This is a genomic window from Pseudobacteriovorax antillogorgiicola (genome assembly GCF_900177345.1).
Taxonomy (GTDB): Bacteria; Bdellovibrionota_B; Oligoflexia; order Oligoflexales; family Oligoflexaceae; genus Pseudobacteriovorax; species Pseudobacteriovorax antillogorgiicola.
In genome coordinates this window covers 79,057-96,355 of sequence record NZ_FWZT01000015.1, presented here as the reverse complement: position 1 = coordinate 96,355, position 17,299 = coordinate 79,057, and the positions used below count along the sequence as shown (strand labels likewise).

Sequence of the window (17,299 nt, the reverse complement as noted above, 5' to 3'; positions counted from 1 at the left end):
CCATCTTTGACCTTCTGCTTTACAGCTGTAGGTTTTGCAACTCATCTTGAAGGCTTTGAGGCAGATCACTAAAGACATCCACCATGTACGATCCAGCATTGTAGCCGGCAGCAGAGCTTCCCAAATTGTGAACGCCGACCACTCGCAACGAACGATTTAGAACTGCTGCGCCACTGCTACCACCTTCAGTATCACATTGGTAGGCGAATTTGTTAGCACTCCAGTTTCCGTCAATCGTACACCAACCCGACCACTCTAAAGTGCGGACCGCTGGATGGGAAAGGATCGTAATCTCGTCACCCGCAACAGGTTTTTGAAAGTCGATTTGTCGGTAAGCCTCCGGAGCGCGATCATATCGAACAATCGCATAATCTAGAGGGGTGTCGACGCTGGAACTGTACTGACGTGAAAGGACTTCAACACAGCTTGACCTTGATCTTGTCCCGTCACCTTGATTGTTTTCCCGATAGTTCCAAACTACATCGTAGTTTTCTTCGCAGGAGTATCCTGTCACGCAGTGGCCTGCTGTTAGACCGAGGTTGCCACCAATATGAGTTACTGTGCAGCCGCTTACCATCACTCCAACCGCCTGGGAGTAGGTATCATCAGCCGTGTATTTTACGAGGTCATTGCTGCCGATGACCACTTTTGGTTCGGATAACTCGTCACTTTGGCTACCACATGCGTTGAAGAATAGGGCCATGAGTGGCGTAAAAAGTAGGGCTTTTTTCATTCTGAACTCCTGCAATCTATGATGTCATTAACGCTTGGCGTTTTATAACTGGCTGGCTAGTCAAACTTTTAACTTTCATTTAACTCTTTGTCAACAACCTCTTAAGAGATTCATAAATATAGAGTAGTCTGCATGTTAAAACACATACAGCGTATATATGACTTACAAAGGGGATTGGACTACAGAACCTAAAACACCGGAGGCGTATCGTAGACACTGTTTCAATTGGCTTTTTAATGCGCGTATAAGCAACTAAACAGATAGACTAGCTATGTGAGAGTCACACAGTTTCGACCATTTTCTTTGGAAGCATACAAGGCTTCATCGGCTCGCTTAATTAAAGCGGTGGCAGTGCGAATATCCTCACGGAGATAGGAAACCCCAAGTGAAACAGTCACATTGAGGTGATGACCTTCATGTTCCACGATACTCTTTTCGATGACTTGTCGAATCCTTTCCGCCACGTTTTCAGCAAGATCGCTATTTGTTTCGGGAAGTATCACGCTTAACTCTTCACCACCATATCGCGCAACTATATCCGACTTTCTGCAAGTCTGCTTCACAAGGTCTGCAACGTGTTTTAGGACCAAGTCACCAACTTGGTGCCCCCATTTATCGTTAAATTTCTTGAAATGATCGATGTCGATCATGACCAAAGACAGATTACGAAGCTGTCTCTGGGATTGTAGGATTTCCTGCTCTAGCATATTTTGGAAGTAGTCGTGATTATATAAGCCTGTCAGCCCATCGGTGGCTGCCTTCACAGAAAGCTCTAGTCGACCGGCTGCAGAAAGACAGATAATTTCTAAGGTTTCAATTCTTTCCACAGTAAAGGTATTAGAAGTATGATTGTTTTCCAGATATAGAAGGCCGATGATCTCGGAGCCTGCGGCTCCGCCAACCAGAATCGGAATACAGAGGATCGACTTGACCTTATTCTTAACAATATAGGGGTCTTTGCTGAGTGATGCGATTAAATCCTGGTCGACTTGGGCATCATCAATCACGATGGGCTTCGCTGTGCGTTTTACGTAATTGATTACAGCGATACAAATCTCTTCAGATTCCTCTAGGGGAATGGACTGTAAGATTTTGGGCTTCTCTAGATCTGTGGAGCCTTCTGCTTCCACATAAAACTCGCCGTCTTTTTTAAGGAGCAGAATACCCTTTTGTGCACCAGCAAATTCTATAGCGCTAGAAATTATTTTCTCCAGCATGCGACTGTGAATCGTTTCTTCAGCTATAGCCAAAAGAGCTTTTTTAAGAGTGGTGATGTCAATAGTAGATGAAGACATGGTCGCTAGTGAACCAGTAAGCGTTCGATCTCCAGGGCTGTTGATAAGATGAGGATAGTTCTTTTCCAAATAAGAAACCTTGGATAATGCGCCCCATCTTTGGTAGCCATACCGAGCCCGCTTCATATAGGCGACTGCCATGGTGTGCCGATTTTCAGCTAGGTGAAACATGGCTGCTAGCTCATTACCTAGTGCCTCATCTTGATAAAACTCATGATGCCTAGCAACGGTAATCGCCTCGTCATAGAGTTGCTGAGCCTGAAAGCTGCGCCCATGGAGTCGCTGCCACTCAGCTTTCAGAATAAGATAGCGATGTCCCTGGTTGTCATAGCTTGCCTTAGCCCACTTTTTAAATTTCTTAGTAATCGACTTTGCTTCTCTTAGAAACCGCTTTCTTTCAATTCCTGCACCGGCTTGCACTGCCTTTAGAAGCGACAAGGCGCGGTAAAAATAGAAGACCGTCCCGTTGTAGGTACCGATTCCAGCCTTAAATTCCTTCTTTGCTGCCTCACCCCACTCAAGGGCTAGCTCATTCTGTTCGTAGATATAAGCCATCTTCACCTTCATAAAGTAGGTGAGAAACAAGCCAGCAGCATCCTTGTTCTGACGATGAGTCACAAGCATCTCGTCATCATCGTAGTAGTCGCCTTTGATTCGCCAGGGCTCGATGGCTTCGTCTTCGCTGACCAGATTCTCAACGGCTTGGTGATAGAGGTCTAAAATATAGGTATTGCCATGATGAGCCAGTGATCGAATCGCTTGGCGGTAATTCTTCATATCCTTCTGCACCGAGCGCAATTCCACTCCTGCTAGAAAGGAGCGATAGCAGTAGCCCATAGCCCCATGGACTGCAAACTCGATGTTACCAGAGTCAAGCCCACTTTGATAAGCTTCGAGAAGAGACGGCAGAGTGGAGCGTACAGGATCCTTCCATGGCCTTATATATAAGTTAAAGGTCACTAAAATCGTCGCTTCCACCTCTTTGGCCTTGAGCCTTTGATAAAGTTGAATCCCCAGCTCTCCATAGCGGTAGCCGGTATCATAGGCATGGAAAATTCCAGAGATCATAATCCCATAGCTCGTAAAAGCTAGAGCCGATGTGGGAGCAACTCCATGCTTCATTGTGGTCAGGATCGAATCACATATGGATAAGGGAACCTGCTTTGGCATATAAAGAAATATACATTGAGACAAGCTGTACTGAAAATGAATCCTAGCTAGCTGATAGGGATCTTTCATTTCTTGCTTATCAAGAATCTTTTGAGTATCGACACCGAGGAGCTTCCACCAACACCATGCAAAGCCCTTGAGAATCTGTGCAAGGCTTGGATTATCAGGCACACGAACACCAAGTTGCCCCAGAATTTCTTTGCCTTGGCTCACAGCAGTCATCATATCATTGCGAGCTACTGCGGCTTGCACTTGGGTTTCGTAGATCGGAATCTTTTCTAGGAGATTGCGCCCTTTCTGCAAGACTAGGCTGGCAAACTTCTCCATGGCAGCAATTTCCTGAGCCAGGAATGCAACTTCACAGGCCTCCTGGCAGAAGTCGATGAGAAGATCACAGTGAGTGTCCCACATGGTCTCATCGATAAGATCATAACTACTGGAAAGATATTCAAATGCTAAGGGGTACGCCGAGGAGCTTTTGGCCTTCCGTGCCGCATCAAGATTCAGTTTTAATAGCTCGATTAACTCATCTTTTGCCTGAATGAGTTCCATGCTCTGATTCAGGTGATTGACGATGGTAAAAATATTTTCTTCGCGAAATTGATCCCCCTGGTCAAGCATAATCTTTGCCACCCGCCGCCGGACAAATTTCCGTTGACGACTTTCCATGAGATCACAGGCTGCTTGCAAGATTCGATCATGAGCAAAGCGATACTCGATCTTTACCTCATCAGGAGCAATCGGGATGTCCAACTCGATCAGGCGGTAGTTATCGCCAATGGGTATCACAAGACCTTCGTTGATCGCCTGATGGAGCCCCTGAGCAACACGGGTGAGATTTGAATTTGCAACTGTAGCCAGAGTTGCAAGATCAAAGCGAGCACCGATACAGGCTCCATAGCGAATCAACTCCACCGTTCCTTCGGGAAGGCGCTTGATCTTCTCCGTCATAAGTTCTACTACATTATCGGTTAGATCCGCATATTTAATCTTATCAAGCTCCCAGTCCCAGTGGCCTTTCTGAGCTTCAAAGTATAGAAGTTTGTTTGTATAAAGATTCTTCAAGAATTCTTCAGTAAAGAATGGGTTTCCGCCCGTTTTTTGGAACACGAGATCGCTCAGTGCTTCAGATTTTTCGACTGTTGTGTGGAGCGTATCAGCAACCATCCGATTGATGTCGGGTAGGCTTAAAGGCTGCAAATGAATCTGATCGATAATGATAGATGCTTCCTGCAGTCGTTCCATCATAAGCCCCAATGGATGAGTCGGTCCTATGTCTTTGTCGCGAAATGCACCGATAAAGTATAAACCTTCTAAATCACTGTCTTCCAATAACATCTGTAGCAATCGTATGGAACTCAAGTCGATCCACTGAAGATCGTCAAGATACATGACAAGAGGGTGATTCGCCTGGGCAAATATTTTCACGAACTTCTTAAATAGGACTAAGAACCGATTTTCGCTTTCACTAGGTCCTAGGAGTTGAGCTGCAGGCTGGACTCCAATGATATGCTCAAGTTCAGGCACAAGGTCAACCATCACCTGACCATTATCCCCTAGAGCATTTTGAATCTTATGGCGCCATTCATGGAGTAGATATTCCGATTCACTTAGGATCTGTCGACAAAGTTCTGTAAACGCCTCAGTGATTGCGCTGTATGGCACGCTACGGCGGAGGATCTCATACTTGCCACTGATATAGAAACCACGATGATGACTCACCTGCTTATAAAGCTCTTTAGTTAGCGATGTTTTTCCAACCCCAGGGTAGCCGCTAATAAAAACAGCCACCTTATTACCCCCAACAACGGACTCGTAGTTGCTTTGCAGTAGCGCAACCTCCTGCGACCGCCCATAGAGATTTTGTGAGATGCGCAACTGGTTTGAAACATCTTGCAAGCCTAGTGGAAACTTTCTTACATAGTGGCTATCCCGCAATCCCTCGGCACACTTTTGCAGATCTGCTTTAACTCCCCAAGCACTTTGATAGCGATCCTCGACATTCTTACTTAAGAGCTTCATCACAATGTCGGAAAGCACTCCTGGGATCCCATTATCCAATTCTTTCGGGGGGATAGGCCTTTTGGCAATGTGGTAGTGAATGAGTTGCAAAGGATCTTCAGACTGAAATGGAACTGCCCCCGTTAAGAGTTCGTAAATCACGATTCCAAGAGAATAGAGGTCCGTGCGGCTGTCGAGGTAGCGATTCATACGACCTGTTTGCTCTGGAGACATATAGGGTAGGCTGCCCTCTGTAACCATCTCAGCATCAAGAGCCATATGCTCGCGGCTCAGTTGGGTAGAAATACCAAAGTCGATGACTTGGATTTCACCTGTCTTCCGGTCGTAAAGGAGATTACTTGGGTTAATATCCTTATGGATGATACTGTGGCTATGCAACTCCATCAAGGCTTCTGTAATTGCTATGGCAATCTCTAAGGCCTCTTTGATCTTCAAGGAACTTTGCTCTAGCAAAGACTGCAACGAGTCAATTCCCGTGTCTTCGAAGACCAACATGGGGCTGTTATGATACTTGACCAAGTCTAGCACCCGAGGGGCGCATTTCAAGTCGCTGTGGGAAAGTATGGAAAATTGGTTTTTGTACCTCAGGATCTCACTGCGCTCGATAAACTCTTCTTGCAAGATTTTCAGAACGACTTTCTTTTGATCCTTCTTTCGAATCGCACGAAAAATCCGACTCCTGGGGCTCTCAAAAATGCGGACTAAAGAGTGGTAACCCGGTACACTGGCAGTGCTTGGTTCCGGTTGAAGGAGACTCTTTTTTTTGAAGTTCAAAGGCATAATCAGTTCCTTTGTGCGATTCAAGCTATCTGTCGGATAATCCAGGCGTTTCTTAACCATTTTCACGGTCTAAGCTGCCCCACAAGGAAGAGTCTCGGTTTACGATTGTTCAAGATTTTAGCAAAGGGCTTGTCATTCCTGCTTGTTGCTTGCTGGAAGACAGGGGGTTTGCTAGGCTGTTTGGCAGCCAAGAAAACCAGTTAACACGAGGACTCGATGAAAGACTCCCTTCTTGAACTTTCCAATTCGGCTCTAATACAAAATATCCTCAAAAAGGCAGGGATCAACCCACCACCAGTGCTTACTAGAGCATCAGCCCCATGGGGAGAGCGGATTCTGCGAGACACAGATGTGATCATTGGCGGTGATGGCAACTTGCAATCAGGTCTGGCCAGAAGCCTGGTTAGCATCGGTGCTTCACTCATTCTGGCTCCTTCTGTGGCTGCTGAAAGGTTCGCCAATATAGATCACTATCAACTCCAAGCTCTAGACAATAGCAGTATGGTTTCGAAGGCGAAAGCCGTACTCTACGATGGCAGTTCAATAAAGTATGTGAACGACTTAAAAGATGCCTATGAGTTTTTCCACAACATCACACAATTTATAAGCCCCAACACTAGGGTTGTGATTCTATCTAAAGTACCCACGATGTGTGATGATCCAGAAGAAGCGACCGTTGCGCAGGCTTTGATCGGCTTCGGTAAAAGCCTCTCTAAGGAATTAGGTAACAAGGGTAGCACCGTTCAGATCGTTCAAGCCCCTCTCGACGAGGAGGGAGGCAAGCGTGCAGCTCCTCTCGTGCAGTTTCTCCTATCGGATTACAGCGCCTTTATCACAGGCCAAGTCTTAGAAGTATCGACTCTTGCCAAAGAGAACGATTCATACCTTCTTGGAGGCTCGCTGGCAGGCAAATCCGTCTTGGTTACCGGCGCCACTGGGGGTATCGGCAAAAGTACGGTGCTTGCGCTTTTCGAAGAGGGTGCCCATGTGCTTTGTTTAGATCACGAGGATAATCGCGAAGCACTGGAGGACTTGGCCAAAAAAGTTGACGGAACAGCGATCCCTATGTCCCTCGGCCTCCCAGATAATGGCGTGAAGCTAGAGGCAGAGATCAAACAGGCCGTAGGTTATGTTGATGTTCTTATCCATAACGCTGGAGTAACTCGCGATAAGACTTTAAAACGAATGGTAGAAGTTCATTGGGATCAAGTACTTGCTGTAAATTTGGGATCGATCATTCAAATCACTGACCACCTTTGCAAGACCGAACTATTTCGTGATCATGGCCGCGTGATCTGCCTATCGTCTATATCAGGACTTGCTGGCAACTTTGGCCAGACCAACTACGCTACAGCCAAGGCTGGTTTAGTCGGCTACGTCAAAGCTCTATCTGAAACACTCGCACCACGAGGCATTACTGCCAATGCAGTGGCACCGGGATTTATTGAAACTCCCATGACAGAGCGAATGCCGTTTCTCACAAGGCAGTTCGCACGCCGCCTATCGACCTTAAGCCAAGGCGGTGTTCCGAATGATGTAGCCAATGCGATCTGTTTTTTGGCAAGCCAGGCCTCACAAGGAGTTAACGGAGCCGTACTTAGGGTTTGCGGTGGACACATGATGGGAGCTTAAATATGAAGAATCTTTGGATCATTACAGTACTAGTAGCCCTTTCATCTTGCACCAAAGGATCCAGCGAATCGAAAAAGGAGGAGCCAATGCAAGACCAAAAGCAAACAAAACTAAGCGAGAACTTGACGGTAAAAGTGATCGATGCGAAAGGATTAGATGGCTGCAAATTTCTGTTTGAAACAAGTGATGGTAGAAGGATGCAGCCGATTAACCTAGACCCTACACTTGAGCAAGATGGTTTAAAACTTGAAGTCCAGGTAGAGCCTACCCAGGGGATGATGAGTATCTGCATGGCTGGGCCGATGGTCAAGGTCTTGTCGGCGAAAAAGCTTTGAAAAACCAGTGCGTTTAAACCAGATTGTGGTGTCAATGATCAAGTCACAGCAATCAAGAATTCGACCAAAAAGAGATCACCAAGAGGCGTAACAGATCGAATTCAGGACAGACTTAAGTGGAATAAGGATTGCAGCTCTTTGGAAAAAGAAGGGAGTTCCTTATGAAAGTAGTCATCAGTATTTTTAGTATCGCACTGGTTAGCCAAGCTTGCATGACCCCAAAAGATCGTGAAATTTACGCTGAAGTTTTCGGTGAAGATGCAGCGGTTGAAGCACAGGCTGACGCCGAAAAAGAAGAAACACCATTGGAGACCATCGTAAAGAAGAAGGACTCCGAGGACAAGAAGCACGCCGAATCTAAAGGCTTGAAGGCTAACTAGAGGATTTAACAGGGCCTTGCTTATTGTAAGTGATGTATCGTAACCCAATTAGCTGATATCAATGGCTAATTGGGAAAAATTCCGTAGCGACAAGCATTGCTTAGTTCGCTTTTCACGGGTATTGTGGGTCACCCTCAATTCAACTCAAGTCCATGTCATTAAAATAGCTCCGTTTTCTTCTTATCCATCCTTAATTCTCAACTTTGATTTAAAAATCTCGCAACGCCTCCGAAGACCTTGTAGGGAGGGAGATTGAAATTGAGCCAAAACTTATGCCTTTTGCTGTCATCAGCACTCGTCGTATCTTGCGCCGAAGACCTCAATCAAAGAGCAGCACCCATATCGAGCGACGCCACAGTTCAGGAGACAACTGAACTTAGAGTCTATTTGCCCGATCGCACAAGCTTGGAATCAGAGGTCCCCGAGATCAAATCTTTGATTAATCGCTTCTATTTAAACCTCACCCCACAAGGGGATGAATGCCCAGCGACCACTGAAGCCATTGAAGATTTACAGACTTATGTAGATGAAGCTCTCCATACCTACAGTCTCTATTCGGTTTGCGACTACCAAATCGAGCTGCTTTTGGTGAACAGCTCGGCAAGTGAGCTCTCCTTGACGAGTGCAATCACATACGATGACGTGATTCAGCCTTTAATGCAGCGCTACTGCACCTCTTGCCACTCAGAGTACGAGACTTATCAGGGGGTTGCTGGGCAAGAAGAAAATATTGTTTTACAAGTTGAGCAGCCGACGCTGATCAGCGAGCATAGCGACCTCGGTCTGAGCGATTTCGAAGTAGCCAGCTTCATAGGCTGGAAGGCCGGCGGCTACCTGCAGTCTGACCCGGAACTTATCCCCGAAGAGAGTCCGCTCAATCAGGTCGATACGGTCTACTATCGAAACAACTTCAATAGCTTTATCTATTCCTACAAGCTTAAAACTCAGCAATTTCTGATCTACGATGACAGTGTTTGGCTTCAGGATGCTGGCTTGGCGCAAGGTCTTTCCACGATCGAAATTCCCTTTAAGTCACTAAAAGATACCCAAGCAGACTAAGAGCAGGTGAAATCGCCCCTGGCATGTTTATAAAAATCCACTCTAAAAAAAACTCGATATGAGGAGTCACATCGAGCCCATGAAAAGGAGAAATGTAATTGATGATAGCTTAGCGTATCGATCAAATAATGAAAATGTCTATACCATAACTAACTTGGTAAACCTCTGCCTTGGCCAGCCAGTCAACTACGATTTTTAAATTTTGCGTAAAAACTGCAATTATAGACAGTTCAGTCGCAAGATATGTCATTTATACGCCATACAAGCTACCAATCAGAAGGAATCCGATAAAACTTATGTCATTAAATATTCATCAGTCCCGCAAGATCTCTCCAGACTTTTCTAGGTAGCCTCTCATGTTGGGCGAAAAAAAGCCTCATAGCAGGCCATCTCGACTTAATATTTCCATGAAGATGCAGTCCCAGATCATACTATCTTCCCAAGCTCTCTCCTTGGTATCCCGCTCCCAAGACCATTGGTAGAATCGCTGCGGCAGCTCACCAACTTTCGGGCACATCGTATCAAGAAGTGCTCGTGTTTTTGCAGTATCGCCATCAGCAAGATATCGAAAAAATGGATTATCCCCCTGCCGATCTTTCAAAATTGCCGCTACCTCTGCCATCAAGGTCCTCTGCTCACCCATCATTCGTTTAAGCAGAACATGAACTCCCTTGAGGTGGAGTTCGTAACCAAGTGGATTTACCGAAGCCTCAACCTTTACAATACTGTGGTCGGTATCTTTGCTTTGCTCCATGATCGGCTCCGGATCTAAGCCGAGATAGCGATAAACGCGGCGATAGATCCCAAAAATCCCAGGAGTTGCCCAACAGCTTTGATTATTAGCATCCCGGCATAAGCGCCAGGGGCCACGAATCAAACACCCACCACCCCAAGGTTTTTCTACAGAACATGCGCGATTGGATTTCATCCATTCAAACCAAGACTGCGCGGCCACCTGATCACGACTTGCCACGATATAGAGGAAACTTCCCATTGCCATATCTCTTGAGAAGGTTTTCTCTTGTCCCATCTGGCCATCAACTCGTCTCGGTGAGCGCCACCACCGGCCGTCAGCACCCTGACCTTCCCGAACAGCATCACAAGCATCTTCGACGCCTACAGCACAAAGCAGACCATTGAACAGATTTGTATCACCGTCATCGCAGTGTTCCTTCGCTGGGAATCCCTCGCAGCGTGGTGCAATTTTAAGCCACCATTGTAGCTTCGTTTCACTTCCATCTAATTCCGAATCCATAGGCTGACCACAGGCCAACCAAAGCGGTAGACAGGCCACCACTAGCAGTACGGGCTTCATATTCCGATCCTTAATATCGAGTTAAATTTTCGCTATTGGAGCATTAAAAGAAAAAAAATTCTAGTAGCCAGTGACAGACGTACAGCAAAAGTCTTTGGTGGACTGGTGAATTCGGTGATTATCAAGCAATTACGGCGAGAGATCAAGCAGCCTGCTTAGAATTTAGAAACTTCCGGAAAAATGCCCGTAGGTTTTTTTTACTAATTGGTTTGCTCATGAAGTCATCCATACCTGCATCTCGACAACGTTTCTGATCGTCTTCAGTACTCGATGCTGTCAAGGCTACAACGTAGGGAGCATTGTTCCCAAGATCATCTTTGATTGTTCGAGTTGCTGCATAGCCATCCATTCCAGGCATGTGACAATCCATGAAAACTAAATCATAGGATTTCGTTCTGGCTGCTTCAACCGCATGCTGACCGTCTTCCACCAAATCGATGGTGGCTCCAAGAGCTTCCAACATACTTTTTGCTATGACCTGATTCACACCATTATCCTCGGCAACTAGAATCGCTAGGTCACTAACATCGATCTCTTCCTGCTCTCCTTCTGTGGTTTCCGCCAAGCCATCTGCCTTTTCGAAGGGAATCACGATAGTAAATGTTGTTCCCTTGCCTAGCTCCGAGGAAACTTCGATCCGCCCCCGCATCAGCTCTACTAAGTTCTTCGAAATTGCCAAGCCTAAACCCGTGCCGCCGTATTTTCGTGCGATCGATGCATCCGTCTGTGAAAACGATTGAAATAGCTTAACCTGCGCATCCTTGGCGATTCCCATTCCAGTATCGGCTACTTTGATGGTCACTTCGCATCCGTCTTCCACCTTGCGACCGGTCGACTCAACGGTGACACCACCTTGTTCAGTGAACTTTAGGGCGTTGCTTATCAAGTTTTGAAGAACCTGGCGAAGCCGATACTCGTCTCCCATCACCAGTTCCGGCGTTCCATCAAGAGACTTGTATTCAAGACTTAAACCCTTGCTAGCAGCGTTCGACTCGAATAGGTAGAGGCTATTCTGGATGGTTTTTGGCAGGTCAAAGGCTTCTGCATGAAGCTCGACCTTGCCAATTTCCAACTTGCTAAAATCAAGTATATCATTGAGGATTGTGATCAAGCCATGACCACAGTCTCGAACGGTTTCAAGCATTTCCTTCTGTCGCGGCTCTAACTCCGTGTCCAGTAGGAGTTCGGTCATCCCTAGAACACCATTCAACGGTGTCCGTATCTCATGGCTCATGGTTGATAGCATATTAGCTTTGTTTTCTAAGGCTGTTTGTAAACGATAGTTTGATCGCCTCAACTTAAACAAGGTTATGACCTGGGAGCTTAGGCTCTTGAGCGCATCTCTTTGATCTTCTGTGAGGACCTTCGGTTGGTGATCGATGACGCAAAGCGTGCCTAATTTCAAATCATTTTCCATTTCCAAAGGATAGCCTGCATAAAAGATCACGTTAGGATTATCTGTGACGAGGGGGTTATCGGAAAATCGCTCGTCTTTTCGGGCATCAGGAACTTCAAAAACCTCATCACCAAGAATGGCATGAGCACAAAAGGCAAAGTCTCGTGGAGTCTCTCGGGCTTCCAGACCATGGTGAGATTTGAACCATTGCCGATCCTCGTCGACGAGGCTGACAAGACAGATCGGAACTCCACAGATTCTCGCCGCAAGTTTCGTGATATCATCGTAGGTCTTCTCAAGTTCGCTATCTAGGATTCGCAAGTCCTGTAGCAGCTTGATCCGAGGCTCTTCGTTCTCTGGAAGCGGAGCTTTCTTCATCAGTTTCCTCCGATTTCGACATACTCCTTCGTTTTCGGCATCCCAACAGAAGGCTGAGCGATAACCCCCGCCACCTTTTTGCAAAGTAGCCTAAACCCATGCTTTTATGTGAGAAGCTGCCCTCAAGTAGTGCAATGTAGACAGAAAAGTAAGTTTTTTTAGGCTGATTCCTGTTGTGCAAAACGAACGGGAATCAGCCCGCTGGCCATTTTTTGTTAGACGAGCATGCTTAAAAAGCGATACCTTGAAAATTTAGCAAGCAACTGGGAACATTCGTTATGATTGAAACCAAGGTCCAGCTACCACGATTCGATCTGCAAATATCAGGCATTCAGAACTTTGAAGGTGACAGGCCTGAAGTGATCGCCCTCCACGGTTGGCTAGACAATTGTCATAGCTTCAAGAGCCTTCTAAGCGAGATGAATGAGCAAAAAATCTTAGCGATCGACCTTCCTGGTCACGGGCGGTCCGACCACCACCTCCCAAGCCAAATTAGTCATTTTCACGACTATATTTTTTTCATTGCAGAACTTTTGAAAAGTCTCGATCTCGATCGCTGCCATTTGATTGGCCATTCAATGGGAGGAGCCATTGCGAGCCTCTATGCAGCATGCTTTCCAGACCGAGTTCGGTCCTTGGCCCTTATTGAGTCCATCGGCCCCTTAAGTCTAGCAGAAGACGAAGCGCCGTCCCGCATGGCTCAAGCTGTGGAGTCCTGGCTTCGCAATGGGGGTAGAACCAATCCGTATTACGACGATCTCGATGCAGCCATTCAAACGAGACAAAAATCTGGCAACCTTTCCTATGAGATCGCCAAAACCCTCACCGTTCGCGGTACTCGGGCGACTCCTGATGGGATTCAATGGACTCATGACCCTCGGCTGAAACTCCCTTCAGCGCGTCTCTATTCTGAGCCTCAAGTACAAGCCTATCTAAAGAGCATCGAATGCCCCACGCTTTTTATTCGAGGCAACAATACATTTCTATCAAATGCAGCGTTGGTTGAGCAACGTCTAGAGATGGTTAAACAGCTTAGCCAGATAACAGTTTCTGGGGGCCATCACCTACATATGGAATCACCAGGGGAATTAGCGAAGATTATTGGTCAATTTCTAGATGTAGGCCATCTTTGATGAACTTTGGATTGATGCTATAGAAAAAGCTAAGTCTTTGCCAATAGCTGCCGATGGGCGAAAGAGAAAAGTTTTGAAGGAGCCTAGAGTTGGCAGCTATAGCTGGTCTGCGAAAAGAGAAGGTTCGTAGTGTCATCCTGTGTCGCGATCGGGAGTTTAAGGCAAAGTCCGTCTCATTTCTAAATGGGGCTGCCTTCCCTGCTGAGAAGACAACAGTAGAAGACATCGAAGATGCTGTAGATGCGATCAATCGCGATGATTTAATGTTGAACTTCGTGATCGATGGCTCCATGTTTTCGCCCCATGATCTTGAAAAGGCTCTCAGCAGATTCGCCAATGTTTGCCGCAATCCTGATGTAAAGGTTCTATGTATTATCGACGAAGCTCAAGCCGAAGACAAAGAGCGCTATCAAGCCATTTTTAAGAAACTATTCCTGGAGCGTCCGCCCCTTCGACAAGCTCAGTTCAATCGCGCATTTCACAGCAAAAAAGCAAAGAGAAAGCCCAACGTCGCAGCACCGTTGCAAGCTGGTGATAATGGGTTGCCGACGGAGCAAAGGAAGGGTCCTGCCTTGACTTTGATTGAAACCTCCGTTCATATCAAAGATACCATCACTATGATTAATGATATCGCCAAAGACCGTAGCAACCTCCAGCAAGTGATCGATATCGGTCAGCGGTTTAATGGACTCATTGGCGCTTTTCACTTCTTTGGCAACAAGGAAGGATACCCTAAGCTCCGTCATCTAGCTGAAATCATCGACGCGATTGGTCGCACCTATGAAGGCACAGATCGCACCGAGATTGATAGCACCCACTACCAAATATTAGTAGATGCCGCCAAGTGCAGTTATCTCATACTAAAAGATATGCGTGATGGCCAAGGAGTCAGGCCCGACCGCTTGGCAAGCCATGACGAACTTGCGGAACGGTTTGAAGCCCTCGAAGGCATTAAGATCCGAGCCAACGAAAACCAGGAAGACATTGATCGGATGCTTGATGAGCAACTGAAAGAAAGCTCTTAATCATCTTCGATGGAAACGATTCTTGGGGAATCTGTGGGACTGCTAAAGTCCAATCGATAGGCGAGATCGTCACCCGCTGATTTCCCTGACGGAATGTCTCTGCCGCGGACGCTCCAACTATTGCCGTATTCGTCACGAACTTGCCCCCAAGTATAGCCATTAGGGGGAATCCGAATCACCTTGCCAATTGCCATCACAACCTCCTTAGAACCTTCCCGTCGGCCAATGGCCTGCATCAGATTGATACATAGTTTCACTAGAGCTGCCAAAGCTAAGGATTTCAAAAGGCTACGGTGCCTAATGAGTCATTTTTTCGAGCCTTTTTCCTTGAGGGAGTTGAAGAACCGTGAAACCATGGTGAAAATCCCAGGAAACGCTGGTAACAACCTTAGGTACCTGGACCGTCTGTAAATTGAAGGAGGCCATTTTGCCTGACAATATTTTCCTCGTTGTGCTGATTTTCGCTGCTAGCCTTTATGTGTTAATGAAGGGCGCTGACTGGTTGATTGATGGTGCAAGTGCCTTGGCCCGTGAATTAAAAATATCAGAGTTGATTATTGGCCTTACTGTGATTGCCTTTGGAACATCTTTGCCTGAATTTGTAGTGTCCATCCAGGCTGCGATCTATGGTTCTCCGGAACTATCGTACTCCAATGTGGTGGGCTCGAATATTGCCAACATCCTGCTCATTCTAGGGGCCACATCGCTCATCATGCCCTTGAAAGCCCCTGAAGAGGTCCATAAGGACATTTACTTTTTCTTCGGGCTGGTTCTGACCTTTGCTGTGGTAGTAATTGCGAGCAGCACCGATAATAAGGAAGGCATCTTCTTCACATCAGAGCTTGGAACTTTCGGAGGACTCAGTTTACTCGCCTTTTTTGTAGCCTTTATTTTTCGTATCATTGGCAAACGAAAGGACGGTGTTTTAGAAATTCTTCCCAGCGAAGATAACGATGACGGTGAAGACGACGATGAACTCCCACTTTCAAAAGCGATTCTCTATTTAATCGCCGGAACTGCCATGATCATCCTGGGAGGTGAGTTCACCGTTCAAAGCGCCATTGGCATCGCACAAAAACTGGGAGTCCCAGAAAGCACCATTGGCCTGACGATTGTGGCGTTCGGTACAAGCCTTCCCGAACTGGTGGCAAGTCTAGCCGCAGCAGGCAAGAAAAAAGGCGATATGGCCATCGGTAATATCCTTGGTTCAAATTTGATGAATCTGGCGTTTGTGTTGGGCAGTGCTGCAACATTTTTTCCGATTTTCATCAATGCCTGGGGGGTCTTTGATATGTTGGTCCATACCCTGATTTCATTTGGATTCTTGGGACTTATGGCGCGGCGATCGGTGAAATTTAACCTCAACCGACAAACTGGAATCGTCTTCCTCATCCTCTATGTATCTTATATGACCATCATCGGTATGAGAGACTTCGTGACCTAGAAAAAAGAATATGCTATAGCTGGTGGCAAGAATCAAAGGGAGGCTCGTGGACGATGTATTTTAGAGACACACACGGATTTCGCATCACAGTCGAACCTGAGTTTATTTCTGAAGAGTACAGCGGTGGCCATCACTATTTCATTTACTCGTATACGGTTACCATCGAAAATAACAGTAAGAATCCATGCCAGTTACTGAGCCGGCATTGGATCATTCGTGATGGAACTGGCAACGAAGAGCATGTGATCGGTGATGGTGTGGTTGGCAAGCAACCCATCATTCGCCCCGGAGAGACGTTTTCCTACACTAGCGGCTGCCCTCTCACCACTCCCACCGGCAATATGCGAGGAAAGTACTACATGGTAGGGCCCAAGAATCGGGAGTTTGAAATCAAAATCCCGCTTTTTTTTCTACGGCCTGATGATGATGAAACCGCCAGCCCACCAGCCTCTTTCGAAGAAACTCGCTTGCACTAACTTCCGGTGAGCTAAGAAAATAGTCCTTTTTAGATCGAGACTGAGAACGAAACGCTCAACTCTCGCTCAAAAGGCTCGATGTCCGGTGGATATTTGTAATGGTAGAACTCATACTCCGCCATCCAATAAATCTGAGATGTCAACCGCACACCAAAACCAATGCCTGAATGGGGCTTGTAAGTCGGGCCCTCGACAACTTGGGTATCAGGCAAGCCTTGCTGTGAGCGATCGATGATTCTTTGACGAGCTGTGATCCCTAGCTTGACTCTAGCAATGAAGATAGAAAAGCTTGGATCGACGACCAAGGAGAGTTTGCCAATTCTCTGGGTCTCTTTGATTGTAACGTCCGCAGTGGGATCACTTGTGTCAATTTCCAACTCCTCCTGAAAGTTGATCTCGTCGTACTCATCGGCAACTTCAGTAACGTTCTCTGACTTCGTGTGTTCACTCTGCCCTACCGATGCCTGAAACTTGAGCAAGCGCCACATTGAAATTGTTGCTCTTACCCCATACTCTTGGCGCTGAGTCACCTTTTCGTTTTCGATGGTTTTATTGTTGTTGCCCGGAGTCACAGACTTTGTCGACTTGATGCTATAGTACGGAGAGATATCGATCCCCGCCAAGACACTCGTTGGGATGCCTAACGCTACCCCTAGAAGAATCACCCCCGTGATCGCTCTCATGCTTGAACTCCCTCGCCATAATGACAGCTATAATCCTTATCGG

14 protein-coding genes are annotated in these 17,299 nt (G+C 46.6%); 8 read left to right on the top strand and 6 right to left on the bottom strand.

Going from position 1 to position 17,299, the window contains the following annotated elements; all coding sequences use genetic code 11:
• Positions 1-19: 19 nt before the first annotated feature.
• Together B9N89_RS18880 and B9N89_RS18875 are read right to left on the bottom strand one after the other, a co-directional pair.
• Positions 20-733, bottom strand: a complete 714-nt coding sequence (locus B9N89_RS18880; protein WP_132319760.1) for a trypsin-like serine peptidase — start codon at positions 731-733, stop codon at positions 20-22.
• Positions 734-1,002: 269 nt separating this feature from the next.
• A complete protein-coding gene (locus B9N89_RS18875; RefSeq protein WP_207912271.1) occupies positions 1,003-6,060 on the bottom strand; it encodes a diguanylate cyclase in 5,058 nt (1,685 codons plus the stop codon).
• 156 nt (positions 6,061-6,216) lie between these two features.
• On the opposite strand from B9N89_RS18875, the gene B9N89_RS18870 reads away from it, so the two are divergent.
• The 4 genes from B9N89_RS18870 (at position 6,217) to B9N89_RS18855 (ending at position 9,406) form a co-directional block, all read left to right on the top strand.
• Positions 6,217-7,632, top strand: a complete 1,416-nt coding sequence (locus B9N89_RS18870; protein ID WP_132319756.1) for a 3-oxoacyl-ACP reductase — start codon at positions 6,217-6,219, stop codon at positions 7,630-7,632.
• Positions 7,633-7,634: 2 nt separating this feature from the next.
• Positions 7,635-7,967 carry a hypothetical protein gene (locus B9N89_RS18865; protein ID WP_132319754.1) on the top strand — a complete coding sequence of 111 codons (333 nt, stop codon included), beginning with the start codon at positions 7,635-7,637 and terminating at the stop codon, positions 7,965-7,967.
• Between the two features lie 161 nt (positions 7,968-8,128).
• Entirely contained in the window at positions 8,129-8,347 is a 219-nt protein-coding gene (locus tag B9N89_RS18860; protein WP_132319752.1) for a hypothetical protein, read from the top strand.
• A 258-nt stretch (positions 8,348-8,605) separates the two neighbouring features.
• On the top strand, positions 8,606-9,406 hold the full coding sequence (locus B9N89_RS18855; RefSeq protein ID WP_132319750.1) for a hypothetical protein: 801 nt from the start codon (positions 8,606-8,608) through the stop codon (positions 9,404-9,406).
• Positions 9,407-9,782: 376 nt separating this feature from the next.
• On the opposite strand, the gene B9N89_RS18850 is transcribed toward B9N89_RS18855, so the two are convergent.
• Together B9N89_RS18850 and B9N89_RS18845 are read right to left on the bottom strand one after the other, a co-directional pair.
• Positions 9,783-10,721, bottom strand: coding sequence for a hypothetical protein (locus B9N89_RS18850; protein ID WP_132319748.1), 939 nt, complete (start codon positions 10,719-10,721; stop codon positions 9,783-9,785).
• Between the two features lie 142 nt (positions 10,722-10,863).
• A complete protein-coding gene (locus B9N89_RS18845; RefSeq protein ID WP_132319746.1) occupies positions 10,864-12,495 on the bottom strand; it encodes a GAF domain-containing hybrid sensor histidine kinase/response regulator in 1,632 nt (543 codons plus the stop codon).
• Between the two features lie 278 nt (positions 12,496-12,773).
• On the opposite strand from B9N89_RS18845, the gene B9N89_RS18840 reads away from it, so the two are divergent.
• Positions 12,774-13,628, top strand: a complete 855-nt coding sequence (locus B9N89_RS18840; RefSeq protein WP_132319744.1) for an alpha/beta fold hydrolase — start codon at positions 12,774-12,776, stop codon at positions 13,626-13,628.
• An 89-nt stretch (positions 13,629-13,717) separates the two neighbouring features.
• A complete protein-coding gene (locus B9N89_RS18835; protein WP_132319742.1) occupies positions 13,718-14,653 on the top strand; it encodes a hypothetical protein in 936 nt (311 codons plus the stop codon).
• On the opposite strand, the gene B9N89_RS18830 is transcribed toward B9N89_RS18835, so the two are convergent.
• On the bottom strand, positions 14,650-14,937 hold the full coding sequence (locus tag B9N89_RS18830; RefSeq protein ID WP_159455483.1) for a hypothetical protein: 288 nt from the start codon (positions 14,935-14,937) through the stop codon (positions 14,650-14,652). The genes B9N89_RS18835 and B9N89_RS18830 overlap by 4 nt on opposite strands.
• A 143-nt stretch (positions 14,938-15,080) precedes the next feature.
• Between B9N89_RS18830 and B9N89_RS18825 the strand changes: the two genes are divergently transcribed.
• A complete protein-coding gene (locus B9N89_RS18825; protein ID WP_132319738.1) occupies positions 15,081-16,097 on the top strand; it encodes a calcium/sodium antiporter in 1,017 nt (338 codons plus the stop codon).
• Between the two features lie 53 nt (positions 16,098-16,150).
• Complete coding sequence (gene apaG / locus B9N89_RS18820; RefSeq protein ID WP_132319736.1) at positions 16,151-16,573, top strand: Co2+/Mg2+ efflux protein ApaG; 423 nt, start codon at positions 16,151-16,153, stop codon at positions 16,571-16,573.
• A gap of 29 nt (positions 16,574-16,602) precedes the next feature.
• Here apaG and B9N89_RS18815 read toward each other — a convergent pair whose 3' ends face one another.
• Positions 16,603-17,256, bottom strand: a complete 654-nt coding sequence (locus tag B9N89_RS18815; RefSeq protein ID WP_132319734.1) for a hypothetical protein — start codon at positions 17,254-17,256, stop codon at positions 16,603-16,605.
• Between the last annotated feature and the right edge of the window lie 43 nt (positions 17,257-17,299).

Excerpts from the sequence above, each read along its gene's own strand:
- B9N89_RS18875 (WP_207912271.1), bottom strand. The coding sequence starts at position 6,060 with ATGGTTAAGAAACGCCTGGATTATCCGACAGATAGCTTGAATCGCACA.
- B9N89_RS18840 (WP_132319744.1), top strand. The coding sequence starts at position 12,774 with ATGATTGAAACCAAGGTCCAGCTACCACGATTCGATCTGCAAATATCA.
- B9N89_RS18845 (WP_132319746.1), bottom strand. The coding sequence starts at position 12,495 with ATGAAGAAAGCTCCGCTTCCAGAGAACGAAGAGCCTCGGATCAAGCTG.
- B9N89_RS18880 (WP_132319760.1), bottom strand. The coding sequence starts at position 733 with ATGAAAAAAGCCCTACTTTTTACGCCACTCATGGCCCTATTCTTCAAC.
- B9N89_RS18870 (WP_132319756.1), top strand. The coding sequence starts at position 6,217 with ATGAAAGACTCCCTTCTTGAACTTTCCAATTCGGCTCTAATACAAAAT.
- B9N89_RS18815 (WP_132319734.1), bottom strand. The coding sequence starts at position 17,256 with ATGAGAGCGATCACGGGGGTGATTCTTCTAGGGGTAGCGTTAGGCATC.
- B9N89_RS18865 (WP_132319754.1), top strand. The coding sequence starts at position 7,635 with ATGAAGAATCTTTGGATCATTACAGTACTAGTAGCCCTTTCATCTTGC.
- apaG (WP_132319736.1), top strand. The coding sequence starts at position 16,151 with ATGTATTTTAGAGACACACACGGATTTCGCATCACAGTCGAACCTGAG.
- B9N89_RS18860 (WP_132319752.1), top strand. The coding sequence starts at position 8,129 with ATGAAAGTAGTCATCAGTATTTTTAGTATCGCACTGGTTAGCCAAGCT.
- B9N89_RS18850 (WP_132319748.1), bottom strand. The coding sequence starts at position 10,721 with ATGAAGCCCGTACTGCTAGTGGTGGCCTGTCTACCGCTTTGGTTGGCC.